Genomic DNA, 23,782 nt, shown 5'->3' on the forward strand with positions numbered 1-23,782 from the left:
AAGCCAGCGCGTATCGGGACGTCGTCCCACTCGGCAGAGGTTTTCAGCGCCCTGTCAGGAGTGGCCGTGGCTTGGTTCTGAAGTGCAGTCGGCCGCCGGTCTACCGGGCGAGGAACTCTGGTGGCTCTTGTCTTCCGCGACCTCGCGAAGATGCACGCCAAGCATCAAGAGCGCGGGCCAGAACATGTAGGCCTCGATCTCGAGATTCTCTCCGAAAGAGAGCAGGACCAGTGTCATCAGGATGCCGAGCGGAAGGCGCCCGCGCGGGTGGCGCGTGGCGTCCGCAAGGACGACGGCGAGATGTGCCACCAGCGGTACGAGAAGCGCGCCGACACCCACCAGCCCCTTCACGAAGAGAAGCCCGTACCAGGTGTGGTGGCTGCCGATGGGCATGTACTCCACCACGTGCGGGCCCGGCTGCACGGTGCCATGCCCGAACCAGGGTGCCTCTTCCCGCCAGCGCTCGAAGGCGATGCGCTGCAGCGTCTCGCGCACCCGCGTGCTGTCCGCCCGCGCGCCCTTGAAGGCCGCGACGCCGGCCTGGGCGCTCGACAGGAGCCATGTGCCCAGCACCGCAAGAGAGGCGGTCACCCCCGCAAGCGCCAGCCAGGCCGAACTGCGCAGCACGAGCGGAAGCATGCGCGGCCCGACCGTGCAGGCCACCAGCCCGACGAGGCCCATCCGCGATTTCGACGCGAGGATCATCAGCAGCCCCGCCCCGATTCCGCAGGCCATCCATCCCCGGTGCTTCTCCTCGAGCGCGAAAAGCACCATGACCACGCCGAGCAGGGCGGCAAATGGCGACCAGGGCAGGTAGAACTGCCAGCGCGGCGTCCAGGAGGCAGGATCGTAGGTGAAGAAGTAGACCGAGAAATACTCGGGTCCCGGACCGCCGATGACCTTCAGCGGCGAGGTGAAAATACGCTCGGGCAGCCCAATGTAGGGCGCGATCAGAAGCAGCGGCGCAAGCAGCACCGTCCAGAACCCGATGGCGCACTGGCCCCGGATCAGCACCTCGCGGCGGATCGGCAGCACCGCGCCGGCCAGCATGAAGAGCGCGACCAGCGCCCAGCCCTTGGCCCAGCCGATCGAGGACTTGATGGTCTGCTTGAGCCCCAGCCCCCAGGCCAGGTGCCCGCCCCAGAGCGCGATCAGCATGACCAGCATTCCGGCGATCCAGAGCCAGACGAGGCCGGGAACAGGGCCCGTCGCGCGCAGGTCGGCGCGGATCGCCGGCCCGAGATAGAGCGCCAGCGCCGCCATGCCCGCGAAGACCCAGCCGAGCACCGGACCGATCACGTAGAGCGCCCCCGCGCCGTAGAACACCCAGGTCATCACCATCGCGCGCCAGGCCAGCGCCTCGGGCGGGGTCATGGCCTCCGGCCGGCCTCGCCCGGTCATGGCGCAGCCGCGGGACGGGAGAGAATGCGCCCGATGAGCGGACGGCGGATCCAGGCGAGGAACAGGCCAAGAAGCAGCATCATGTTCGCCGCCCCCCCGGCCGCGAGCGCCAGCTTGCGATTGGGCGAGGTCGGCCTGTCCGGCAGCGAGGGATTTTCCAGGACCTGCACCAGCGGGTAGGAGGCGTAGATGTCGGCCTTGCTCGACTGGCTGCGCGCTATGGCCGTGGCAAAGACCGCTTCCGCGACCGAGAAGTCGCGCTGCATGTCCTCGAGCCGCGCCGCGACGGGCGCCAGCCGTGCCAGACGCGCGGTCTCGGCATCGAGGCGGCGTGCCACGGTGTCGTGCTCGGAACTCAGACCCCGGCGCGCGGCCTCTTCGCGGACAAGCTCGGCAAGCAGATCGGCGCGCGCGCCGGGCTGCGCGAGGTCGAGCCCCGCCACCGCGTCGGCCGAGAGGCCGGTCAGGCCCATGGCGCGTGCGCGGGCCATGCTGCGCGCCGCCTCGAGGGCCGCGCGCGCGGCGGTCACCTCTGGGTGGCGCGGGCCATAGCGCGAGCTCGCCTGGGCCAGTGCCGCGGTGTGCAATGCGATTTCCTCCAGCAGCGCCGTGTAGTCCGCATCGGCGTAGAGCTTGATGCTGACGGCCGCCTGCCCCGGCGCGATGCCAAGGCTGCGCGAGAGCGCGGCAACGGCCTCGGTCTTCTGCGCGAGGTCCGAGGCAAGCCCGGCCAGGTCCGCGCGCAACTCGTCCGCCGCGGCGAGCAGCCGGTCGTACTGGGCCGACGAGACAAGGCCGGTCTCGCTCTGGAGCGCGGCGATCGTCTCGCGCGTGTCGGCGACCGAGCGGCGATAGTCCTCGATGGCGGACAGCGCCCCCGCCTCGCGCACCGACAGCTCGTCACGGCGTAGCGCGTCGACCTCGCTGAAGAAGGCCCCCCGCAGCGCCTCGGCGCGGTCGCGGGCGGCCTCGGGCGTGGGGCCCTTCATCTGGACCCGGATGAGTCCGGTCTGATCCACCAGCTCAACCTTGGGCCGGCCGATGTCGCGGGGCTCCTCTCCGAGCACACTCGCGGCGGCATCGACGATGCGGTCGGCGCTCAGCAGGCGCTTGTAGGTCTCGGTGGGACTGATTGCGTTCGAGGAGAAGGCGGAGTTGGCGTAGGAGGAGGCCTGCCCGATATCGGCGAGATTGAGCGAGGCGGCCGCGCCCGAGCCGGGCAGGATCAGCGACATCTCGGAGCTGAAGCTGAGCGGCGCCTTCTTGAGATAGGTGGTGATCGGCCCCCAGATCGCCAGCGCGCCGAGCGACGCCAGGATCAGGTAGCGCGGCAGACGGACGAGATCGTTCGGCCGCCCGCCGCCGAAGAGGCGGCCCATCGAAAGCTCGCGCGGGGGGGTGCGCAGGATGCCCGGGATCGGGGCGTGTCGGCGGACGGGGCCGCTGGCAGTGACGTCGGACATGGAAGCTCTCCTTCGTCCGACAGTCTACCGGGTGTCACCCCCGAGGCCCGCCTGCGCCGCCGGATAGCGGGGCGCCGTGAGGGCGATGCTGGCTGGCTGAAGGCATCGCCGCCCTATCCGTAGGGATCGCGGGCCGTCGCCGTTCAGGCGAGGCCGACCTCGCGCGCGATCAGCGCGGCCTGGGTGCGGTTCGACGCGCCGATCTTGCGATAGAGCGTCTTCACGTGGAGCTTGATGGTCGGTTCCTGCAGGTCGAGGTCGCGGGCGATCTCCTTGTTCGACTTGCCCTCGGTCAGCCCCTTGGCGACCTGCTGCTCGCGGCGCGACAGCTTCTCGGCCAGCGGGTGGAGCTCCCGCGTTTCCGGGCCGCTCATGAAATCGATGGGCGCGTAGACCTCGCCCATCGCCATGAACCGCACCGCGTTCACCAGCCTTCGCGCGGTCAGCGTCTTGGGGATGAACCCGCAGGCGCCCATCGCCAGCGCCTTCTCGGCCACCTCGCGCCGCGCCTCGCCCGAGAGCAGAGCCACCCGAGGCGGCGCCGGACGGGCGAGCAGGCGCTCGAGCCCGGACAGGCCAGCCATCTGCGGCATGTTGAAATCCAGCAGCACGAGGTCGAACGGACCATCCTTGTCGATCATCCGTTCCGCCTCGCCGAAACTCGCGGCGGTGACGACCGATATGTCGCTGGCCGTCTCGAAATACATGACGAGCGTGTCCCTCAGAAGGTCATGATCGTCGGCAATCAACAGTCGCATGACTACTTACCAACCTCTGCAATGGTTTCTCCCCCGCGCAACAAGATAGCGCAAAAGCACGCATTAGTTGTGGAAAACTGCCCCTGCCGATCCGCCAGAACAGGCGACCTATCCGGTGGGACAGATTTTCCATACCCGCAGCCGGGCGCCCACCTGTCAGGCTCGAGCGGTTCTCCCGACGCTCCGTTGAAGCGTGCCGCTGCGTAATGAACCTTTGGGTCAAATACGAAAGAACCCAGGGAGGACCACCATGAAACACGCAGCCGGTACCGACTTCACCGCGCAGAATACGCAGCAAATCCAACGGGCTGATGTGAGCCTGCCGATGCGCGAGGTGATGGGACTGCCGCTCGTCGATGCAGCCGCACGAGCCACGATCGACGCCATTCTGGCCCCGGGGCTCAGGACTGTCGCCTTTCTCAACGCGCATTGCGCGAATGTCATGGTGCGCGATCCCTCCTATGCGGACGCCCTGCGCCGGGCGGACATGATCCTGCCGGATGGGATCGGCGTCGAACTGGCCGCGCGGATGACCGGCCAGCGGCTCGCGGCGAACCTCAACGGCACCGATTTCGTCCCGGCCCTGCTGCGCACGGCACGCCAGCGCGGGCTCTCGGTCTTCCTCTTCGGGGGCACCCCCGGCACCGCCGAGCGTGCGGCGGACCGGCTCTGCCGCGACATGCCCGGCCTGCGGGTGGTCGGCACCCGAGACGGCTACGCCGGCGCCGCCGACGAGGCGGCCGCGATTGACGCCATCAACGCGTCCGGCGCCGATATCCTCATCGTCGCAATGGGCGTGCCGCTGCAGGATGTCTGGCTTGCCCGGAACGCGGAGCGGCTCGCCCCGCGCGTCCGGCTCGGAGTCGGCGCCCTGCTCGACTTCCTCGCCGGCAACGTCCGGCGCGCACCCCTCGTGGTTCGCAGGGCGCGCTGCGAATGGATCTGGCGGCTCGCGATCGAGCCGCGCCGCATGGCCCGCCGCTACCTTGTCGGCAACGCCACCTTCATGGCCCGCGCCGCGCTGCACGCGCTGCGGTCGGTCGACCCGATCGGCCTGCGCAAGCGCCTGCTCGACCTGACCCTCGCGGGCCTCGCGGCGGTGGCCCTCTCGCCGCTGCTGCTGCTCGTCATGCTGGCGGTCCGGCTCGACAGCCCGGGCCCCGCTTTCTACCGGCAGACCCGCGTCGGCAAGGACGGCACGCCCTTTTCGGTGCTGAAGTTCCGATCCATGTACACCGATGCCGAGGCGCGCCGCGCCGCGCTTCTCGCGCAGTCGGACCGTGCGGGGATCTGCTTCAAATCGAGGAACGACCCCCGCGTGACGCGCATCGGGCGCATCCTGCGACGCAGCTCGCTCGACGAGTTGCCGCAGATCTTCAACGTGCTGCGTGGCGAGATGTCCCTCGTCGGCCCGCGCCCCGCCCTTCCGCAGGAGGTCGCCGCCTACCCCGCGCAGGCGCTGGGGCGGCTCCGGGTGAAGCCGGGCATCACCGGGCTCTGGCAGGTCTCCGGCCGGGCCGACATTTCCTTCGACAAGATGATCGACATGGATCTGGCCTACGGCGCGAGCCGCTCGACCCTGCTCGACCTGATGATCATCTTCCTGACCTTCCGCACCGTGCTGTCCGGCCGCGGGGCCTACTGATCCGCAAGGGTCATGCCCCGTCGGGTCCCGACGGACACCGGAGCGAAGAGAGGCCCGGCGCAGTCCCCCGCGCCGGGCCTCGCCTTGCCCACCCCTTCGTGAAGAGTCAGCGCAGGAAGGACACGACGCCGATGATGCCCAGCAGCCGCGCCACCTCGGTGATGTTGGTGACAGTGCTGTCGTAGCAGGCGATGGAGTCGCCGGGCAGCAGGTAGGGATCGTAATCATCGCGGTCCGCGCGCCGCAGCAGGTCCTCGATGTTGCGCTCGATCACCGCCGAGACGCCCGTCACCGGGTTGCGGCTGAACAGGACCGCCGAGCGGTCCGCGCTGGTCGCGCGCGGGCCGCCGACGCAGTTGGTGTCGACCACGGCCTGCAGGTAGCGCGTGCCCCAGGGCACCTCGCGGACCTCGCGCCCGATGGCGGATTCGGCATTGCCGCTCGCCGGCTGCGTCAGGTTCGACAGGAAGAGCGACGCGCCCGGCGGGCTGATCGGCGAGGGCCGCATCAGCTCCTCCTGGAAGCACTGGCGGCTCGGCACGCGGATCTCGTCACCGGTGACAAGCATGACGTCCACCACGTTCTCGCCTTCGAAGACACCGCGCATGTCGAGCTTGTAGAGCTGCCCGGCCCGGCGCAGTTCCACCGCCGAGATGTCGGCGTCGGGGCGCACGCCGCCCGCCGCCCGCAGCGCCGCGGACAGGTTGCGAGCCTCGGTCGAGGCGCCCATGGCGTTGATCCGCACACCGTCGCGCTGGTCTGCCCCGAGGGCCCCGATCTCGACCTGGTGCGGCTCGAACACCGCGCCAGAGACGCCGACGCTGACCGGCGCAAGATCGAGAACCCGCACCGAGATGCGCGGCCTGTCGTCATAGAATTCCTCGGCGCGCAGCGCGGCGGCGAGTCGGTCCTCGATCTCGTCCACGGTGCGGCCCTGCGCCGGGATCGCATTGAGGAACGGCAGGCGGATGGTGCCGTCGCGCGACACCTCGTAGGAGCCGTTGAAGGTCTCGTCCTGCTCGACCCGGATGTCGAGAAGATCGCCCCGCGTGAGCCGCTCGCCGCGCAGCGAGGCCGCGGCGAGCCCGCTGCCCTTGCCGTCACCGCCCCCGATCGGGGTCCGGCAGGCCTGGGCGTTGATCGTCGCCGAGCGCAGGAACTGGGCGTTGCCGCGGCTGACCTCGGGTTCACGCCACTGTGCCTGGTAGTCGAGCCCCTCTGCCACGGGAGCAAGATTGTCGGGCCGGTCGTAGCTGGCGCAGCCCGTGGCCGCCATCAGCGCGAAAATCGAGGCTGCCCTGAGACTTGGCTGGAACACGCGAACTCTCCGTCGGAACTGGGGGACCGCTCAGCGGCCCAATCCAGTGTTAGGCAATCTGATCGGAGGGGTCCACGTTCCCGCCAGGGTTGACGCGATATCCCTTCGGATTGCTGGCTGTCCGTGGGCAGCGTGCAACTGTCCGGCGGCGCAAGCGACGTGGCGGCAAGGCATGCGGCAAGGTCGGGGAACCACAGACCAGAGGTTTCGCCGATGCCCTTGCCCGCCACCCTTCTTGCGCTGACGCGTGTTCCGCTCGGGCGGAACCTGCTGTCCTACGGCGCCTCGGAAGTGGCGGCGAAGGCGTCTCGCCTGCTGGTCGTCATCGCCGTGTCCCGGACCATGGAGGCCGAAGCCATCGGCCTTGCCGCGGCCGCGCTTGCGGCGGCGGACATTCTCAAGGCGCTGACCGAGAACGGCGTGGGGCAACGCATCATCGCCGCCCCCGAGCACCGGCTCGAGCCCACCTGCGCCACCGCGCGGCGGATCTTCACGCTCTGGTGCGCCGGGCTCTTCGGACTGCAGCTGCTGGTCGCCGTTTTGCTCGTGCTCCTCGGCGGCAGTGTCTCCGTCGGCGGCCTGATCGCGCTGCTTGCGCTCGAGTACCTCTTCATGCCCGCCGGGCTGGTGCAGGCGGCACTGGCCATGCGCGAGGGCAAGATGCGGCAGACCGCCGCCATCGCCGGCGGCCAGGTGGTGGGTGCGAACCTCATTGCCGCGTTGCTGGCGCTGCTCTGGCCCAGTGCGATGGCGCTGGTGCTGCCTCGCATCCTTGCCGCCCCGATCTGGCTCGTCTGCATGCGCCGCCTCCGGCCCTGGACACCGGCGCGAAGCATCGTGGGCGCGCCGCTCTCTGAGTTCACCCGCTTCGGCGCCGCGGTGCTGGGGATCGAGATCGTCAAGGCCCTGCGCCTGCAGGCCGACAAGCTGCTCATCGGCCTGCTGATGGGCCCCGAGATGCTCGGTCTCTACTTCCTCGCCTTCAACGCCGGGCTTGGCCTTGCCTCGTCCTTCTCGGTGGCGATCTCGGTCGTGATCTTCCCGCATCTCTGCCGCGCCCCGGACCGCGCCGAGGCGCTGCGGCAGGGCATCCTGCTGAGCCTTGCCGTGGTCGCCCCCGCCGTGGCGCTGCAAGCGGCGCTCGCCCCCGTCTACGTGCCGCTGCTTTTCGGCGCAGGCTGGGACGGGATCGCCGAGGTCGTGAGCATCCTCTGCCTCGCGGCCATCCCGATGAGCCTCTGGTCGGGCGCCGCCGGCTGGCTGCGCGCCGAGGGGCGCACCGGCGAGGAGCTTCGCGCGACCATGCTGCTCACCGGCGCGCTGCTTCTGAACACCGTCATCATGTCGCCCTTCGGCCTCGCCGCTCTGGCCTGGGGATATCTCGCCACCGCCTGCGTCACCATGGGCGCGGCCTCTCTTCCCGCCCTCGCCGCCGGCTTCGGCCCGCGCCCCCAAAGGAGCTGATCCATGCCCCGTTTCTCGATCATCGTGCCGTGCTACCAGGCCGCCGCGACCATCGCCGACACGCTCGCCAGCCTGCGCGCCCAGACGGTGACGGACTGGGAGGCGCTCTGCGTCGACGACGGCTCGACCGATGCCACCTACGCGCTGCTGCGCACCGCCGCAGCAACCGACCCCCGCATCCGCGTGCTGGAGAACCCGGGCAAGGGCCCGTCGGAGGCCCGCAACCACGGCGCCACGCAAGCAACGGCGGAAATCCTGGCCTTCTGCGACGCCGACGACCTCTGGGCGCCGAACAAGCTGGCCGCGCTGGAGAGCGCCTTTGCCGACCCGGCTTGCGACGCCGCCTTCGGGCGGGTCTCCTTCTTCGAGCGCCGTGCCGAGGATGCGCGCTCGATCTCGAGCGTGCCCGCCGGCCCGCTGAGCGTCCCGCTGCTGCTGGGCGAGAACCCGGTCTGCACCATGTCCAACATCGCGCTGCGGGCATCGGTCTTTGCCCGCAGCGGCGGGCTGCGCCGCGAGATGGTGCACAACGAGGACCTCGAGTGGCTGATCCGCCTCGTCGGCATGGGCGCGCGTATCGATCCGGTCGATCAGACACTGGTGCATTACCGCGTTTCGACCTCCGGCCTCTCGGCCGACCTCGAGGCGATGCGCGCGGGCCGAGCCATGGCGCTGGAAAGCGCGGCGCGCTTCGGTTTTCGTGCCGATGCACATGCCGAGGCGGTGCACCTGCGCTACCTCGCGCGCCGCGCCCTGCGGGTCGGCCTCGGAGGCACGACCGCGCTGGGTCTCGCGCTGCGGGGGCTCGCGCTCGCCCCGGCCCGTTTCCTGACCCCGATGCATCGCGGCTGCGGCACGCTCGCCGGTGCGCTGATCGCGCCGGCGCTGCCCGCCCCGATGCGCCGCGCCCTGTTCTCCCGCTGACCCCACCGAAGGAGCCGCACCGATGACCCACGTTCCGTCCCGGACTTCCGCCCCCGCCGCCTCCGTCGTCGTACCGGCGTTCAATGCCGTGGCCACGCTCGAGCAAACGCTCACCAGCCTGCGCCTTCAGACGCTTCGGGATATCGAGATCATCGTGGTGGATGACGGCTCGACCGACGACACGCCGCAGATCGCCGAGGCGATCGCGCGGCAGGACCCGCGCCTGCGCGTCGTGCGGCAGGCAAACCGCGGCCTCGCCGGCGCGCGCAACAGCGGCATCGCGGCCGCCCGCGCCGGATACATCGGCTTCTGCGACGCCGACGACCAGTGGGCCCCCGGCAAGCTCGCAGCGCATGTTGCGCATCTTGATGCGAACCCGCTGGTCGGCCTCTCGTTCTGCGGCTCGCAGCTCATGGATGAGAACGGCGCGCTCATGCGGCGTGCGCAAAAGCCGCGGCTGACAGGCATCGGCGCGGTGCATGTCTTCAAGCGCAATCCGGTGGGCAACGGCTCGGTGCCCGTCCTGCGCCGTGCCGCGCTCGAGGCCATCGCCTGGCGCCCGGCTTGTGAGCGCGAACGCGACTGGGTCTTCGACGAAACCTTCCGGCAGTCCGAGGATATCGAATGTTGGCTGCGCCTGGCGCTGAGCACCGACTGGGAAATCGAGGGGATCCGCGGACTTCTGACACGCTACCGGATCACCTCGGGCGGTCTGAGCGCCGCGACCGACCGCCAGTTTGCCGCCTGGGAGCGGATGGTCGAGAAGCTGACACCACTCGATCCGCAGTTCTTTGGCCGCCATGCGCCCTCGGCACGGGCCTACCAGCTTCGCTATCTCGCGCGGCGCGCGGTCAGCGACGGGCGCGGTGCCGATGCGCGCAGGCTGCTACGCCGCGCCTTTGCAAGTTCGCCCCGGCCGTTGTTCGAGGAACCGATCCGCTCGGGTGTCACGCTCGCCGCGGCGACCTTGGTCGACCGCCCGCTGGGGCGCGCCCTGCACCGAGTGGCCACGCGGCCCGCGTCAGCCTGACGCCTCCGGCAGTCGGCGCGCCCCCCGCGACACATTTCAAGGAGCCAGACCAATGACCTTTGTCGGAGCCCCCGTCCCCAGCGCGTCCAACGATCGGACGCGCGTGGTCCACCTCGTCGACGACACCACGCCGGGCGGCGTCATGCGGTATCTCGATTTCTTGAAAAGCGACGCCACACTTGCCGAGGCGGCGGAGCATATCCTGCGCCCGGTCAACCGCGGCGAGGTCGGTCGGCTGTTGCTGGACTGCGAGGTCATCGTCTCGCACCTCTCGGTCAACTGGCGCGCCCTGCCCGGCCTCATTGCGCTGCGCGCCCGCCACGCCTCTGCGCGGCTGATCCATGTCGAACACAGCTACACCGCGGCGTTCACCGCGCTGAATGTGCGCAGCCGGGTGCGTTTCTTCACGCTCCTGCGGAGCGCCTACGCTCTTTTCGACAAGGTGGTGGCCGTCAGCGCCGCGCAGGGCGAATGGCTGCGCGGGCGTGGCCTCGTGACATCGGATCGGCTCGAGATCATTCGCCCGGCGGTCGATCTCTCGGACTTTGCCGCTCTGCCCGCACCCCGCGCGCAGCCGCGGGTGATCGGTGCATTCGGACGCCTCGACCGCCAGAAAGGTTTCGACACGCTGGTCTCGGCCTTTCGCAAGGTCCCTGGGAATGACAGGGTCCTGCGCCTCCATGGCGCCGGCGCCGATCTTGCCATGTTGAAATCCCTGGCGGCCGGAGACGCGCGTATCCAATTCCTTGGCCATGTCGCGGATCCGTCACGCGCCATGGCCGAGGTCGACATCGTGGCGATGCCCTCCCGCTGGGAGGCCTACGGCATCGCCGCGCTCGAAGCGCGTGTCGCCGGACGCCCGCTGGTGGTCACAAGCGTCGACGGATTGCGCGACCACGCTGGCCCCGGGGTCACGCTGGTTCGGCCGGGCGCCGTGGATGAACTTGCGGACGCGCTGCTGGGGACGACGAGGTGTGGCCAGAGCTCTGTCGAGCGCCGCGCTCTCGCCATCCGCTCGGAAGCCGCGACGCGCGATGGTTGGAGCCGTTTGATCCTGCGAGATCCCCCGTCGAACAGGGCTTGGGTTGCTGAAACCGAGGTGCCCTCGTCGATCCGGGCGTCCGCCTGAGTTGATCGTGCCGCGGGATCACGTCCGCACCATCTCGGCGCTGTCGAGGCCATGTCCCTGCAACTGAGGAAACTGCACGTCGATGCCGAGGGCCAGGCTCCCGCGGCGCGCCCGATCGCCTGACCTGAGCCGGGGGCAGGCCCGCGATCAGGCCGCCGCGTAGCTGGAGAAGACTTCCGTGCTGCCGTCCTTGCGGATCAGGAAGACGTCATAGGCCTCGCGCTCGGTCTCGGGGCCCATGCCGGGCGATCCGTAGGGCATGCCGGGCACGGCGAGGCCGACGGCATCGGGGCGCTCGGCGAGGAGCCTGCGGATGTCGGCCGCGGGCACGTGGCCCTCGATCATGTAGCCTTCGATCTCGCCGGTGTGGCAGGAGGTCATGCGCTGCGGGATGCCCCTCTCGAGCTTGTGCCGCATCAGGAGCGTGCCGAGGCTGTTCTCGGTGGTGACGGTGAAGCCCTCCCGGCTCAGGATCCGGGCCCAGCCCGTGCAGCAGCCGCAGTTGGGGTCCTTGAGGACGTGGATCGCCGGCGTGGCCTGCGCACCCAGCGCGCCCGGCAGGGAAAGCGCAAGGCTGGCGGTGCCGGCCATCATGCGACGTCGTGTCAGGGTCATGGACGGTGTCATGGACTGTCTCCTTTCAGAGGGCCGAGGGGCGGAAGGTCAGCAGGCGCAGGGCGTTCATCGTGACCAGCACCGTCGCCCCCGTGTCGGCGAGGATGGCGGGCCAGAGGCCGGTGATGCCGAGGACCGTGGTCACGAGGAAGACCGCCTTCAACCCGAGCGCAATGGCGATGTTCTGCCGGATGTTCGCCATGGTGGCACGGGCGAGGCGGACGATGCCCGCCGCATCGGTGACCCGGTTGCGCAGGATCGCGGCATCGGCGGTCTCGAGCGCCACGTCGGTGCCCGAGCCCATGGCGACGCCGACCTGTGCGGCGGCCAGCGCCGGAGCGTCGTTGATGCCGTCGCCGATCATCATCACCCGGGCCCCGGAACGCAGGTCGCGGATCGCCGCGACCTTGTCCTCGGGCATGAGCCCGGCGCGGTGGTCGATGCCGAGCCCTTCGGCGATGGCCTGCGCGGTGCGGGGATTGTCGCCGGTCAGCATGAGCGGGGACACTCCGAGCGCGCCCAGCTGCCTCACCGCCTCGGCCGCATCGGCGCGGGGCTCGTCGCGCAGGGCAATGAGTCCCAGCGGCACGTCCCCGCGCATCACGACCACCACCGTCTTGCCCTCGGCCTCGAGCGCCGCGACGCGTGTCCGGACCCCGTCTTCGAGCGCGCCGCGCTCCTCCGCCAGCCTCGGGGAGCCGACACGGACGGTCACGCCGCCGATCACGGCCTCGGCGCCCTTGCCCGGCAGCGCGCGGCCGCCGGTGGCCGGTGCAGCGGCGATGCCGCGCCTGCCGGCCTCGGCGCAGATCGCCTGACCGAGCGGGTGGCTCGCGCCGGTCTCGACCCCGGCGGCAAGGGCGAGCAGCTCCGCCTCGCTTCCCGCCAGCACCACCATATCGGTGACGCGCGGCCTGCCCAGGGTGAGCGTGCCGGTCTTGTCGAAGGCGACGTGGGTGATCCCCGCGGCGGCCTCGATCACCCTGCCCCCCTTCATCAGCAGCCCGTTGCGCGCCCCGGTCGAAAGCGCCGAGGCGATGGAGGCCGGGACCGAGATCACCAGCGCGCAGGGGCAGCCGATCAGCAGCAGCGCCAGCGCGCGGTAGGTCCAGTCGCCCCAGTCACCGCCGAGCACCAGCGGCGGGACAAGCGCCACCAGCAGCGCGGCGGCCACGACGGCGGGCATGTAGACGCGGCTGAAGCGGTCGATGAAACGCTCGGTCGGGGCACGGGCGCTCTCGGCCTCGGCCACCAGCCGCACGATGCGGGCGATGGTGTTGTCCCCGGCGGTCCTGGTGACGCGCACGCGCAGCAGCGCCTCGGTGTTGATCGACCCGGCAAAGACCTGCGATCCGGGTTCCTTGAGGCTGGGGACGCTCTCGCCGGTCACCGGGCTTTCGTCGACGCCCGAGGTGCCCTCGATCACCTCGCCGTCGCAGGGCACGCGGTCGCCGGGGCGCACCTGCACGACCTGCCCCAGCCCGAGCCGGTCCGCCGCGACCTCCCGCGTGCTGCCGCCGAGCTCGAGCCGGGCGGTCTTCGGCACGAGCTTCGAAAGGGCGCGGATGCTGTCCCGCGCCTTTCCGGCCGAGACGCCCTCGAGCAGTTCGCCCACGGCGAAGAGGAAGACGACCAGCGCCGCCTCTTCGGGGGCGCCGATCACCAGCGCGCCAAGCGCCGCGATCGTCATCAGCATCTCGATGGTGAAGGGCATGCGCGACCGGGCCATGGCAAGGGCGCGCCGGGCCACCGGGAAGAGGCCGATCAGCGTGGCGAGGGCAAAGGCCCAGTGCGCGACCTCCGCCGGGAAGACAAGGCGCGCGCCCCAGGCGGCGGCGAGCAATGTCCCGGTGCCGATCACCAGCCGGCCCTTCGCGGTCCGGTACCATGACGGCGCCGCCGGCTCCTCGGAGGGCGCCTCGTCCCGCGCGGGGCTTTCCGGGGCATGTTCGGCGGTCATGTCGGGGAAGGCCCCTTCCGGCAGGATGAAGGCGCCCCTGGGCCGTTCGGGCGGGGCGCCGCGGGGCGCGATGCCGAAGCCGATCCCGCGCACGGCGCTCTCGATGCTCTCGGGCGGGGTCTGGGTCACGTCCAGCGTCAGGGTCAGCCGTTCGGCCATCAGCGCGACATCCACGTTGCCGACGCCGGGCAGGCGCTCCACCGCGCCGCGGACCTTCGCGGCGCAGGAGCCGCAATCCATGCCCGTCACGCGCCATTCGCGCTGCGTTCCGTTCCCAACCGACATGCGTCCGCTCCATTGCGATTCCCGATTGGACCTCGATATAAGAGCTACAGCAACTGTAGCTTCAAGCCGTTTCTGCAGAAAGCCGCGCAAGGGTCGCGGCGGACCGGAAGCGGCAGGCCGAAGGGAAGGACGGGCCCATGCTGTCGATCGGGACCATGGCGAAACGCACCGGGACCAAGGTGCAGACGATCCGCTATTACGAGCAGATCGGGCTGATGCCCGAACCGGGCCGGACGGATGGCGGCCAGCGCCGATACGGCGATGCCGAGCTCGACCGCCTCGCCTTCATCCGCCACTCGCGCGAGCTCGGCTTCTCGCTGGAGGCCATCCGCGAATTGCTCGACCTCTCGGACACGCCCGAGAAATCCTGCGCCCAGATCGACGCGGTGGCGCAGCGGCAGCTGCGCGAGGTCGAGGCACGCATCGCCCGGCTGCAATCGCTCGAGGCCGAGCTTCGGCGGATGATCGGCGAGTGCCACAGCGACCGGGTCGCGGACTGCCGGATCCTCGAAGTGCTCCGCGATCACGAGGAATGCCTCTCGGACCACAAGGGGCCCGCGCTGTAACGCGCGCAGCCCCGGACCCCTCCGTCACGCCTTGCGGTCGGACCGCCCGTCCCCGACGAGGCGCACCGTCGACGGCAGGACCGCGATGATGAGGAAGACCCGCAGGACGTGATGCGCGGCCACCATTGCCGGGTCGATCATCAGGGCGAGCGCGACGACGCCCAGTTCCGGCGCGCCTCCGGGCAGGTAGGCAAGGAAGAGCGGCGCCACCCCCTCACCCACCAGCGGCGCCACGAGCACCGCCCCAACCAGCGAGCCGACCGCGAGCCCGGCGCCGACCAGCGCGGCAAGCCAGCCGTCGCGAAGGATCTGGCGGGCGGTGTACTGCGTGAACCTCGCGCCGACGCCCGAGCCGATGACCACCTGCGCCAGCACCGACAGCAGCGGCGGCACGTGCACGGTCAGCGTGCCGGTGGCATGCAGGACCGCCGAGCTCAGCAAGGGCACCAGCAACACGCCCGAGGGAAGCTTCAGCCAGCGCGCGACGCCCCAGCTTGCCGCCGCGACCAGCACCAGCAGCCCGTGCCGCATCGGATCGAAGGGCTCGGCGGCATGGAAGATTGCGCCGTTCGCCTCGGCGAGGTCGATCCCCGAAAGCATCTGCACGACCAGCGGCGCCGAGACCAGCAGAACCACGAGGCGCGCGGTGTGGCACAGCACGACCCGGTTGGTCTCGGCCCGGTACTCCTCGGCCAGCGTCGAGACCACCGAGAGCCCGCCCGGGATCGCGGCGAAGAGCGCGGTCTGCGGGGACATGTCGCTCCAGCGACGGAACACGGTGTAGGCCATCAGGCAGAAGCCGAGCGAGAGCAGCGACATGGCGACGAGGCTCAGCGCCCAGCTTCCCGACCGCGTGACCACGTCCTCGGTGAAGCCGGTCCCGAGCATGGTGCCGATCGCCACCATGGCGAGGCTGCGCCAGCTTGGCGGCAGCGCCGGACGGAAGCCCGAGACGCGGGCGACGAGTGCCGAGGCGGCAAGGCTGCCCAGCACCCAGGGCAGCGGCAGGTTCAGCGCGAAGAACAGCAGCCCGCCCGCCGCGCCGATCCCGATCGTGGCAAGGCCCCGCAGGGCCCGCCCCACCGTCAGGCTCACGCGTCCGCCTGCCTGCCGCGACCGCGGCGCAGGAGCCTCAGCAGCGGCGCGCCGACGAGGACGAGGATCATGATCGCGAAGAGCACCAGCGCGATCGGACGCTCGAGCAGGTATTCCAACGGTCGCCCGCCCGAGATCTGCAGCGTGCGCACCAGCTCGCCCTCCATCATCCGGCCGAGCAGCAGGCCGATCACCGTCGCCGCGACCGGGTAGTCGCTCCGCCGCATCAGCCAGCCGAGCCCCGAGAAGGCCGCGACGGTCAGCGGCCCGGCAATGGTCCCGGTGATCCCGTAGCCACCCCAGGCGCACATCGCCAGCACGCTCGGCACGAGATAGGCCAGCGGCACGCGCACCACCAGGCCCAGCACCCGCAGCATCAGCAGGCCGACGATGGCCAGCAGCACCACCTGCCCGAGGTTGCCGAGGATGATCGAGTAGACGATGTCGGTCTGGTTGCGGATGAAGGACGGCCCGCCGATGATGTTGTGGAACGAGAAGGCCGCGAGCAGCACCGCCGTGGCCGCCCCGCCCGGGATCCCCAGCGCGAGGAGCGCGGTCATCGAGCCGCCCTCGGAACTGCTGTTGGCGGATTCCGCCGCGATCACCCCGTCGGGCGCGCCCTTGCCGAAGGCTTCCGGCGTCTTCGAGGTGCGCTTGGCCTCGCCGTAGGAGACCAGGTTCGCGACCGAGGAGCCGACCCCGGGGATGGCGCCGATCACCGCGCCGATCAGGCTGCCGCGGATCAGCACGCCGGGATGACGGAAGGTCTCGGCGGCGCCGCGCAGGATCTTCGGGATGGAGATGTCGCGCTGCGCCTCGTCCTGCACGAGGTAGCTGCCGCCGCGCAGCCGCAGCAGCTCAGACGCGGCGAAGATGCCGATCATCGCGGGCACCACCGGGATGCCGTCGAGCAGGTGCGGGTTGCCGACCGTGGTGCGCATCACGCCCGTGGTCGACATGCCGATCTGGCTGAGCATCAGCCCGAAGGTCCCGGCCATCAGCCCCTTGGCAAGGCTGCTGTCGTTCAGCGTGGCGATCAGCGTCAGCCCCCAGAGCACGACGACCACCATCTCCATCGGTCCGATCTTCAGCACGAAGGCGGCAAGCGGCCCGATCAGCAGGAGCAGCAGCGCATAGCCGACGAAGGCCCCGACGACCGAGGCGGCGAGCCCCAGCCCCAGCGCCTCGTTGTGCTTGCCCTGCCGCGCCATCGGGTAGCCGTCGAAGGCGGTGGCGATCGACGAGGACGAGCCGGGAATGTTCATCAGGATCGCGGTGACCCCGCCGCCATAGGCGCCGCCGGTGAAGATCGAGGTGAGGAACAGCATGGCCTGCAGGAAGTCCATGCCGAAGGTGACCGGCAGGAAGACCGCCATGGCCATCGAGATCTGCAGCCCCGGGATCGAGCCGAAGATCAGCCCGATCAGCAAGCCGGGGATCACCCAGAGCCAGGGGCCGAAGCTGCCGAAGAGCAGGTCCATCGCCTGCGAGAGCGCGAAGGTGTCGATCATGTCAGAGGACCAGCGTCAGCATGGGATAGGGAAAGAGCGAGCCGAAGGCCTCGACCAGCAACAGCGTGAAGAGCGCGGCGAAGAGCGGCGGCTGCCACCAGCCCTTGCCGCCGCTGGCCACCACGCCGCCCCAGACGAAGAGGAAGGTCGCGACGTCGAAACCGACATGGGTGAGCGCGTAGCAGAAGACGGCAAAACCGGCGAGCAGCAGCAGGTCGCCCCAGACTGGCGCGACCTCGGTTGGATCGGCGGCGGGACGGCGCAGCGCGCTGACGATGACGGCGACCGCGAGCACCAGCATCGCCGCGCCGACCGGCGCGACCACGACGAGATTGTCGAGCTTGGCCGAGGCCGAGACGGCGCTCCAGGCGATGTAGCCGGAAACGGCGAGGATGATGCCGAGCAAGGCGGCGTGGGTGGCGGGGAACCTCGCGGTCATCGCGCTCTCCTCCCTGGGACGTGGAACGGGTGGGCGGGGGCCTCGGCCCCCGCCGGCGGATCACTGCGCGTCTTCGTAACGCTTCAGGATCTCGAAGTTCGAGGTGATCATCTCGGAGGTGCGGTCGGGCCCGAGCCATTCCGCCCCGATGTCCTGCGCCTCGAGCGAGGCGACGAACTCGGGATCCTCGAGCACCGTCTTGTAGGCATCGACCATCTTCTGGAAGGCCTCGGGGTGCTCGGCCTTGAAGGCCGCGTGGGCCGCGAGGCCGCGCATCGAGCCCGCCAGCACCGGCACCGGCTCGAGACCGGCCTGCTCGAGCGCGGCGTTGAGCGTCGGCGCGTCCCAGTCCTTGCTCGGGTTGTCGGCGGCAAGGGCCAGCGGCCGCACGTATTCGGCGATCGACAGGGTGCCGTCGGCGGCGAGCACCGTCATCTCGACCTGGCCGCCGGCCACAGCGGTCCGCGCCGCGCCGCCCGATTCATAGGTCACGACGTTGACCGCCGACTTGTCGAGCCCGTAGGCCTCGAGCGCGAGCTCGAGGTTGATCGCGCCGGTCGAGCCCGGAACCACCGAGACGCGCAGCTTGCCGGGCGTCTCCTTGGCCGCGGCCATGAACTCGTCCAGCGAGGCATAGGGGGTTTCGGCATTCACCGCGAAGAGGTCGTAGTCGTTCCACTGGCCGTTGATGAAGGCGAAGTCGTCCAGCGTGTAATCCGCGTCGAAACGTAGGATCGCGTTGGCGATGTAGGGGTGGATCGAGGTGGCGAGGAAGTAGCTGCCGTCCGCCGGCATCTGGGTGAAGTAGGTGTGGCCGACATGGCCGCCGCCGCCTTCCTGGTTGATCACCGAGATCGGCACGCCGAGCTCTTCCTGCATGCGCTGCGCCAGCGCGCGGGCGGTGCGGTCGGCCGAGCCGCCCGGGCCGAGCGCCACGACGAAGGTGATCTTGCGCGGCGGCCAGGCGTCCTGCGCGGCGGCGGACAGCGGCAGCAGGCTCGCGGCCAGCGTCAGCCCCAGAGCGGTGCGGGTGAATTGGCGTCTCTTCATCTTCGAGGTTCCTCCCTGTCGAACAAACTTCCTAGATTGTAGTGCAATCTGGATCTTGGTGAGTGGTATCGCCCCGCACTCCGCGCTGTCAAGACGCCACGTCATCTTGACAGACCAGTTATTTTCCATGATTTTACCGCCAGTCAGGAAGATTGCCCTACAATTCTTCTGAACGCCGGAGGTCAATATTGTCTACAAAGCTCGAAGATTCTCGCAGCCCCGCGCCCGAGCGACTCGCCGCGGAACTGCGGGGGGACATTCTTGAAGGACGCCTCCTGCCGGGGGCCAGGCTGGGCGAGGTCGCGCTGGCCGACCGCTTCGAGGTGAGCCGCGGCCCGGTGCGCGCGGCGCTGAACCTGCTCAGCGAATCCGGCATCGTGACGATCGTCCCGAACAGCGGCGCGCGGGTCCGCGTGATGAGCCGCGAGGACGCCCGCGCGCTCTATCAGGTCCGCGCCGCGCTCGAGAGCGAGGCCGCGAGACTGGCCGCCGCCAATGCCGGGCCGGAGACCGCGCTGCGCTTCAGCACCCTGCTCGAGCAGCACGCCCGCGAGGTCGGCGCGCATCCCCAGGGGGCCTACCTGCAGGGCGCGGGGGATCGCGACTTCCACATGATCACCGCGCAGATGGCCGGCAACCCGATCATCCTGCGCTACCTGACGCGCGAGCTTTACCCCCAGCTCTCGCTGCTGCGGGTGAAGCACCGGAACGTCACGGGGCGCGGCGCCAAGGCGCTGCACGAACACGAGCGCATCGCCGCCGCCATCGCCGACGGCGACCCCGAGATCGCCGGGCTGCTGATGCGCCGCCACATCCAGAACAGCTGGACCGCCCTCGAGGCGCAGCTCTCGGAAGAAGAGAAGGACGCCGAATGAGGCAGACCCACATTCCCGCCGCCTTCATGCGCGGCGGCACCTCCAAGGCGATCGTGCTCCGGCGCGCGGACCTGCCGGCGGACGAGACGCTCTGGCCGGGGCTCTTCGCCGCGATGCTCGGCAGCCCGGATCCGAACATGCGGCAGCTGAACGGCATGGGGGGCGGCATCTCGTCGCTCAGCAAGATCTGCATCATCGGCCCCGCCACGCGCGACGATGCCGACATCGACTACACCTTCGCGCAGGTCGGCGTGCGCGACGACACCGTGGATTTCAGCGGCAACTGCGGCAACATGAGTTCTGCCATGGGGCCCTTTGCCTATGACGAGGGGCTGGTGCCGGGCCCGCGGGACGGCGAGGCGACGGTCCGCATCCACAACACCAATTCCGGCAAGGTCATCGTCGCGCGCTTTGCCGTCACCGACGGCGAGGCCGATGTCTCGGGATCGCTCGAGATCCCCGGCGTTCACGGCAGCGGCGCCCCGGTCGCGCTGGATTTCCTCGACCCGGGCAACACCTTCGGCCGGGGCACCCTGCCGAGCGGACATGCGGTCGACACGCTGACGCTGGGCGATGGCCGGCAGGTCCGGGTGACGATGATCGACGCCGCCGTGCCCTCGGTCTTCGTGCCGGCCCGCGAGGTCGGCGGCGACACCGGGACGCACCCCGCGCAGATCGACGCCGACACCGCGCTGATGGCCACGCTCGAGGAGATCCGCCGCCTCGCCTCGCAGCGCATGGGGCTGACGGACAGCGCGGACGCGGCGGCCCGGCGCATCGCCACCCCCAAGGTCGCCATGGTCGGCCCGGCCGCGCCCTACGCCGATCTCAGCGGTGCGGCGCACGCGGCCGAGGCGCAGGACCTGCAGGTCCGGATGATCTCGGCCGGGCAGGCCCACCGTGCCGTGCCGGTCACCGGCGCGCTCGCGCTGGCCTGCGCCGCGGCGGTCGACGGCTCGGTCGTCGCGGACTGCCTGGGCGGCGATGCCGACGTGCTGTCGCTGCGCATCGGCACGCCGAGCGGGATCGTCGGCGTCGGCGCCGTCCGCGACCCGGGCACCGGCGCGATCACCGCCGCCCGCATCCTCCGCACGCAGCGGCGCCTCATGGACGGGCAGGTCCTCGTCCCGGCCGCCGCCCTCCCCCTCCCCTCCGACAAGACCTGACGAAAGAGTCCCCATGCTGAACCACGAGATCAACCGCGCCTTCAAGCAACGCGTCCTGACCGGGGGCGCCGTGCTGATGCCCGGAGCCGCCAACGCGCTTGCCGCCCGCGTCATCGAGGACCAGGGTTTCGAGGCTGTCTACCTCTCCGGCGCCGGTCTGACCAACACCTACCTCGGCATGCCCGACCTCGGCTTCGTCGGGCTGAGCGAGATCGCGATGCACACCTCGACCATCCGCGACGCCACCGAGCTGCCGATCGTGGTCGATGCGGACAACGGCTTCGGCAATGCGCTGAACGTCCGCCACGCGATCCGCACGCTCGAGCGCGCCGGGGCCAGCGCCATCCAGCTCGAGGACCAGCGGACCCCGAAACGCTGCGGGCACTTCTCCGGCAAGGACGTGGTCCCGCTCGACGAGGCCCGCTCGCGCATCCGCGCCGCGGTCGATGCCCGCCAGGACGAGAACACGCTGATCGTGGCCCGCACCGACGCGCGGGCGACCGACGGCTACACCGAGGCGCTCGACCGCGCCGCCGCCTTCATCGAGGACGGCGCCGACATCACCTTCGTCGAGGCGCCGCAGACGGTCGAGGAACTGCGCGGCATCCCCGCGGCGCTGAAGGGCACGCCGCAGCTGGTGAACCTCGTGGTCGGCGGCAAGACCCCGATCCTCGGGCTCGACGAGCTCGGCGACATGGGCTTCTCGCTGGTGCTCTACGCCAATGTCGCGCTGCAATCGGCGGTCTTCGGCATGCAGACGGCGCTGCGCCAGCTCCGGACCGAGGGGCGGATGGACGAGGGCGGCCCCGTCGCCAGTTTCCTCGAGCGCCAGCGCATGGTCCGCAAGGACCTCTTCGACGAGCTCGAGAAGCGCTACGCGATCTGAGCCACCCCCCCAGGAAGGAGTTCCGCCCATGCGCGCCCTGCAGATCGACACCTACGGCGACGAGGATGTCGTCACGTCCCGCGACATCCCCGTGCCCGAGATCGGACCGGACGAGGTGCTGGTCAGGCTCGGCGTCTCGGGCATCAACTTCATGGACATCCACACGCGCCAGGGAAAGTACCGGGACTCGCGGACCTACGAGGTCTCGGTGCCGACCACGCTCGGAATGGAAGGCGGCGGGATCATCGAGAAGGTGGGCCGCGACGTCCGGGACCTTCATCCGGGACAGCGGGTCGTCTACTGCATCAGCTGGGGCAGCTACGCGGACTACGCCGCGGTTCCCGCCCGCCGCGTCGTCCCGGTGCCGGATGAGCTCACGCTGCGCCGCGCGACCACGGCGCTGTTCCACGGGCTGACGGCGCATTACCTCGCGCGCGACGTCGGCCAGCTCGGGCCGGGGGTGAGCTGCCTCGTGCACTCGGCCTCGGGCGGCATCGGGCAGATCCTCGTCCAGATGGGTGTGGCCTGCGGCGCGAGCGTCTACGCGACGACGAGCACCTCGGGCAAGGCGGAGGTCGCGCGCTCGCGCGGGGCCTCGGAGGTGTTCGGCTACGAGGACTTCGCCGCCCGGATCCGCGAGGCGACGGGGGGCCGGGGTGTCGACGTGGTCTTCGACCCGGTCGGCGCACCGACGTTCCGGCAGAGCCTGCAGGCGCTGCGCAGGAAGGGGCTGATGGTCGCCTTCGGCTCGGTGGGCGGCAGCGTGCGCGATCTCGACCCGATCGAACTCGGCGAGGCGGGCTCGGTCTTCCTGACCCGGCCGCGCCTCGCCGATCACATCGCCAGTGCCGAGGACATCCGGCGCAGGGCGGACGAGGTGTTTTCCTGGCTCCTCTCCGGCGAGCTCGAGATCTCCTGCGCCGGTGAATTCGGGTTCGACGAGGTGCTCGAGGTGCACAGGCGGCTCGAGAACCGCCAGCTGGTCGGCAAGCCGCTGCTGAGCATTGACCCCGCCATCGACTAGCAGCGCACGTCAGAGGACTTCGAGGATCTCGCCGGTGTCGTGGCGCTTCACGAAATCGACGCGCGCGCCGTTCCAGTGGTAGCAGAAATGCGGCCCCTGGACCGGCACCGGGATCACGTCGGGCCAGAACAGCCCGATGCAGCGGCCGCCCTCCAGCCTCACGCTCTGCCACAGCAGCCCGTCGCTGCCCCCTGCCCGGAGCCGCGCGCCCTCGGCCTGCGAGGCGGCGTAGTCCTCCGGGTGCAGCACGCCCGGCACATCGGTCACGTCGTGCAGCTCGCGGTCGATCGACCCGATGAGGGCGCGGAAATCCGAGGTCCAGCCCGGCGCCTCTGCGGTCGCGGCCATGAACCTGCCGTGGTGGTGGATGGTCTCGGCCAGCGCAACGGTCTCGCTGTCGCCGGCGTAGTAGAGGCCGTAGCTGCCATCGGTGAACCGCCCCGGCCGCGCCGTCGAGCAATGCACGAAGGGCGCCATCACCAGGCTCGCCCCGGGCCCGGCCACCCGGCGCGCCGGCGGCACCTTGCCAAGGTCGCCCACCTCATCGCGCACCCGCGGGTTCGTCTTGGCCTCGACCGAGACCAGCGCCTCCCAGTCGCGCGGATCGGCGATGTCCTCGAAAAGATCGATCGGCGGGTAGATGGAGCGGATGATCCGCCAGGTCTGCGGCCAGGTCACGCGGCAGAGGGCCGCGCCCGGTGCTACCACGCGCCGCGCTCCGCATCGATCCACGTCCGCATCGCGGCGAGATCCGCAAGCTCGCCGCGCAGCATCATGTCGAGCGCCGAGTGGCCCTCGAAGGCGGCGTTGGGCCTGCGCACCCAGGCATAGCCGCGCGCGGGGTCGCGGAAGAGGTAGCGCAGGCCTTTGTGGATGCCCATGAGATGCGCCATGCGCATCCGGAGGTCGCGGTCGATCCGCCCGATCTCGCCGTCCTTCCACCGCGCCCAGGTGCGCGGAGCCATGCCGCCGAGAAGCGTTCGCGCCTCGGTGTCGCTCAGCCCCCAGGCCCGGAACAGGCTGACCGTCGTGCGGGCCAGCGCGCAGGCCTCCTCATCCGAGATCACCGGGTTGCCGGCTTCGGAGGGTCGCGAGGTGATGGGTTGCAGCTGCATGTCGGGCCCCTTCCATTTGGCATGAAGATAAGCTTTTCACGCCAAATGGCAAGTCCGGGCTGC

Annotated in this window: 22 protein-coding genes; 10 read left to right on the forward strand and 12 right to left on the reverse strand. The window is 70.3% G+C overall.

Translation table 11 applies throughout. The features are described 5' to 3' along the window. Positions 1-54: 54 nt before the first annotated feature. From PVT71_RS24910 to PVT71_RS24920, 3 genes are all read right to left on the reverse strand, one after another. Complete coding sequence (locus PVT71_RS24910) at positions 55-1,374, reverse strand: O-antigen ligase domain-containing protein (protein WP_353476194.1); 1,320 nt, start codon at positions 1,372-1,374, stop codon at positions 55-57. 23 nt (positions 1,375-1,397) lie between these two features. After that, positions 1,398-2,864 carry a hypothetical protein gene (locus PVT71_RS24915; RefSeq protein ID WP_353476195.1) on the reverse strand — a complete coding sequence of 489 codons (1,467 nt, stop codon included), beginning with the start codon at positions 2,862-2,864 and terminating at the stop codon, positions 1,398-1,400. A 143-nt stretch (positions 2,865-3,007) separates the two neighbouring features. Continuing rightward, entirely contained in the window at positions 3,008-3,622 is a 615-nt protein-coding gene (locus PVT71_RS24920) for a response regulator transcription factor (protein ID WP_353476196.1), read from the reverse strand. 250 nt (positions 3,623-3,872) lie between these two features. Here PVT71_RS24920 and PVT71_RS24925 point away from each other — a divergent pair, with 250 nt between their 5' ends. Then, positions 3,873-5,267, forward strand: a complete 1,395-nt coding sequence (locus tag PVT71_RS24925; protein ID WP_353476197.1) for a WecB/TagA/CpsF family glycosyltransferase — start codon at positions 3,873-3,875, stop codon at positions 5,265-5,267. A gap of 106 nt (positions 5,268-5,373) precedes the next feature. On the opposite strand, the gene PVT71_RS24930 is transcribed toward PVT71_RS24925, so the two are convergent. Beyond that, on the reverse strand, positions 5,374-6,543 hold the full coding sequence (locus PVT71_RS24930; protein ID WP_353476283.1) for a polysaccharide biosynthesis/export family protein: 1,170 nt from the start codon (positions 6,541-6,543) through the stop codon (positions 5,374-5,376). A gap of 255 nt (positions 6,544-6,798) precedes the next feature. Between PVT71_RS24930 and PVT71_RS24935 the strand changes: the two genes are divergently transcribed. The 4 genes from PVT71_RS24935 to PVT71_RS24950 are packed head-to-tail and all read left to right on the forward strand — an operon-like array spanning position 6,799 to position 11,132. Next, positions 6,799-8,049: an oligosaccharide flippase family protein gene (locus PVT71_RS24935; RefSeq protein WP_353476198.1), complete on the forward strand. Its 1,251-nt coding sequence runs from the start codon at positions 6,799-6,801 to the stop codon at positions 8,047-8,049. A gap of 3 nt (positions 8,050-8,052) precedes the next feature. After that, positions 8,053-8,973, forward strand: coding sequence for a glycosyltransferase family 2 protein (locus tag PVT71_RS24940; protein WP_353476199.1), 921 nt, complete (start codon positions 8,053-8,055; stop codon positions 8,971-8,973). Between the two features lie 22 nt (positions 8,974-8,995). Continuing rightward, complete coding sequence (locus PVT71_RS24945; RefSeq protein WP_353476200.1) at positions 8,996-10,003, forward strand: glycosyltransferase family 2 protein; 1,008 nt, start codon at positions 8,996-8,998, stop codon at positions 10,001-10,003. A 52-nt stretch (positions 10,004-10,055) separates the two neighbouring features. Then, complete coding sequence (locus PVT71_RS24950; protein ID WP_353476201.1) at positions 10,056-11,132, forward strand: glycosyltransferase; 1,077 nt, start codon at positions 10,056-10,058, stop codon at positions 11,130-11,132. Positions 11,133-11,279: 147 nt separating this feature from the next. Here the strand turns inward: PVT71_RS24950 and PVT71_RS24955 are convergent, their stop codons facing one another. Then, positions 11,280-11,759 carry a DUF411 domain-containing protein gene (locus tag PVT71_RS24955; RefSeq protein ID WP_353476202.1) on the reverse strand — a complete coding sequence of 160 codons (480 nt, stop codon included), beginning with the start codon at positions 11,757-11,759 and terminating at the stop codon, positions 11,280-11,282. 13 nt (positions 11,760-11,772) lie between these two features. Then, entirely contained in the window at positions 11,773-13,992 is a 2,220-nt protein-coding gene (locus PVT71_RS24960) for a heavy metal translocating P-type ATPase (RefSeq protein WP_353476203.1), read from the reverse strand. A gap of 137 nt (positions 13,993-14,129) precedes the next feature. Here PVT71_RS24960 and PVT71_RS24965 point away from each other — a divergent pair, with 137 nt between their 5' ends. Then, positions 14,130-14,558, forward strand: coding sequence for a helix-turn-helix domain-containing protein (locus PVT71_RS24965; RefSeq protein WP_353476204.1), 429 nt, complete (start codon positions 14,130-14,132; stop codon positions 14,556-14,558). A gap of 24 nt (positions 14,559-14,582) precedes the next feature. On the opposite strand, the gene PVT71_RS24970 is transcribed toward PVT71_RS24965, so the two are convergent. Genes PVT71_RS24970 through PVT71_RS24985 form a run of 4 tightly spaced genes read right to left on the reverse strand, consistent with a single transcriptional unit; the run spans position 14,583 to position 18,653 of the window. Beyond that, positions 14,583-15,653, reverse strand: coding sequence for an AbrB family transcriptional regulator (locus PVT71_RS24970; RefSeq protein ID WP_353476205.1), 1,071 nt, complete (start codon positions 15,651-15,653; stop codon positions 14,583-14,585). After that, positions 15,650-17,164 (reverse strand): tripartite tricarboxylate transporter permease, encoded by a 1,515-nt coding sequence (locus PVT71_RS24975; RefSeq protein WP_353476206.1) that lies wholly within the window; start codon positions 17,162-17,164, stop codon positions 15,650-15,652. Before PVT71_RS24975 ends, PVT71_RS24970 begins: the two co-directional genes overlap by 4 nt. A 1-nt stretch (position 17,165) precedes the next feature. Further along, entirely contained in the window at positions 17,166-17,603 is a 438-nt protein-coding gene (locus PVT71_RS24980; RefSeq protein WP_353476207.1) for a tripartite tricarboxylate transporter TctB family protein, read from the reverse strand. Positions 17,604-17,663: 60 nt separating this feature from the next. Continuing rightward, positions 17,664-18,653, reverse strand: coding sequence for a tripartite tricarboxylate transporter substrate binding protein (locus tag PVT71_RS24985; protein WP_353476208.1), 990 nt, complete (start codon positions 18,651-18,653; stop codon positions 17,664-17,666). A gap of 188 nt (positions 18,654-18,841) precedes the next feature. Here PVT71_RS24985 and PVT71_RS24990 point away from each other — a divergent pair, with 188 nt between their 5' ends. Genes PVT71_RS24990 through PVT71_RS25005 form a run of 4 tightly spaced genes read left to right on the forward strand, consistent with a single transcriptional unit; the run spans position 18,842 to position 22,604 of the window. Continuing rightward, on the forward strand, positions 18,842-19,528 hold the full coding sequence (locus PVT71_RS24990) for a GntR family transcriptional regulator (protein WP_353476209.1): 687 nt from the start codon (positions 18,842-18,844) through the stop codon (positions 19,526-19,528). Then, a complete protein-coding gene (locus PVT71_RS24995) occupies positions 19,525-20,694 on the forward strand; it encodes a PrpF domain-containing protein (RefSeq protein ID WP_353476210.1) in 1,170 nt (389 codons plus the stop codon). The genes PVT71_RS24990 and PVT71_RS24995 overlap by 4 nt, the downstream gene beginning before the upstream one ends. Positions 20,695-20,707: 13 nt before the next feature. After that, entirely contained in the window at positions 20,708-21,580 is an 873-nt protein-coding gene (locus PVT71_RS25000; protein WP_353476211.1) for an isocitrate lyase/PEP mutase family protein, read from the forward strand. A gap of 28 nt (positions 21,581-21,608) precedes the next feature. Then, positions 21,609-22,604, forward strand: coding sequence for a quinone oxidoreductase (locus PVT71_RS25005; RefSeq protein ID WP_353476212.1), 996 nt, complete (start codon positions 21,609-21,611; stop codon positions 22,602-22,604). A 9-nt stretch (positions 22,605-22,613) separates the two neighbouring features. Here PVT71_RS25005 and PVT71_RS25010 read toward each other — a convergent pair whose 3' ends face one another. Together PVT71_RS25010 and PVT71_RS25015 are read right to left on the reverse strand one after the other, a co-directional pair. Then, on the reverse strand, positions 22,614-23,312 hold the full coding sequence (locus tag PVT71_RS25010; RefSeq protein ID WP_353476213.1) for an RES family NAD+ phosphorylase: 699 nt from the start codon (positions 23,310-23,312) through the stop codon (positions 22,614-22,616). Then, positions 23,306-23,719: an MbcA/ParS/Xre antitoxin family protein gene (locus tag PVT71_RS25015; RefSeq protein WP_353476214.1), complete on the reverse strand. Its 414-nt coding sequence runs from the start codon at positions 23,717-23,719 to the stop codon at positions 23,306-23,308. The genes PVT71_RS25010 and PVT71_RS25015 overlap by 7 nt, the downstream gene beginning before the upstream one ends. Positions 23,720-23,782 lie beyond the last annotated feature (63 nt).

This window comes from Salipiger sp. H15, from assembly GCF_040409955.1.
Taxonomy (GTDB): domain Bacteria; phylum Pseudomonadota; class Alphaproteobacteria; order Rhodobacterales; family Rhodobacteraceae; genus Salipiger.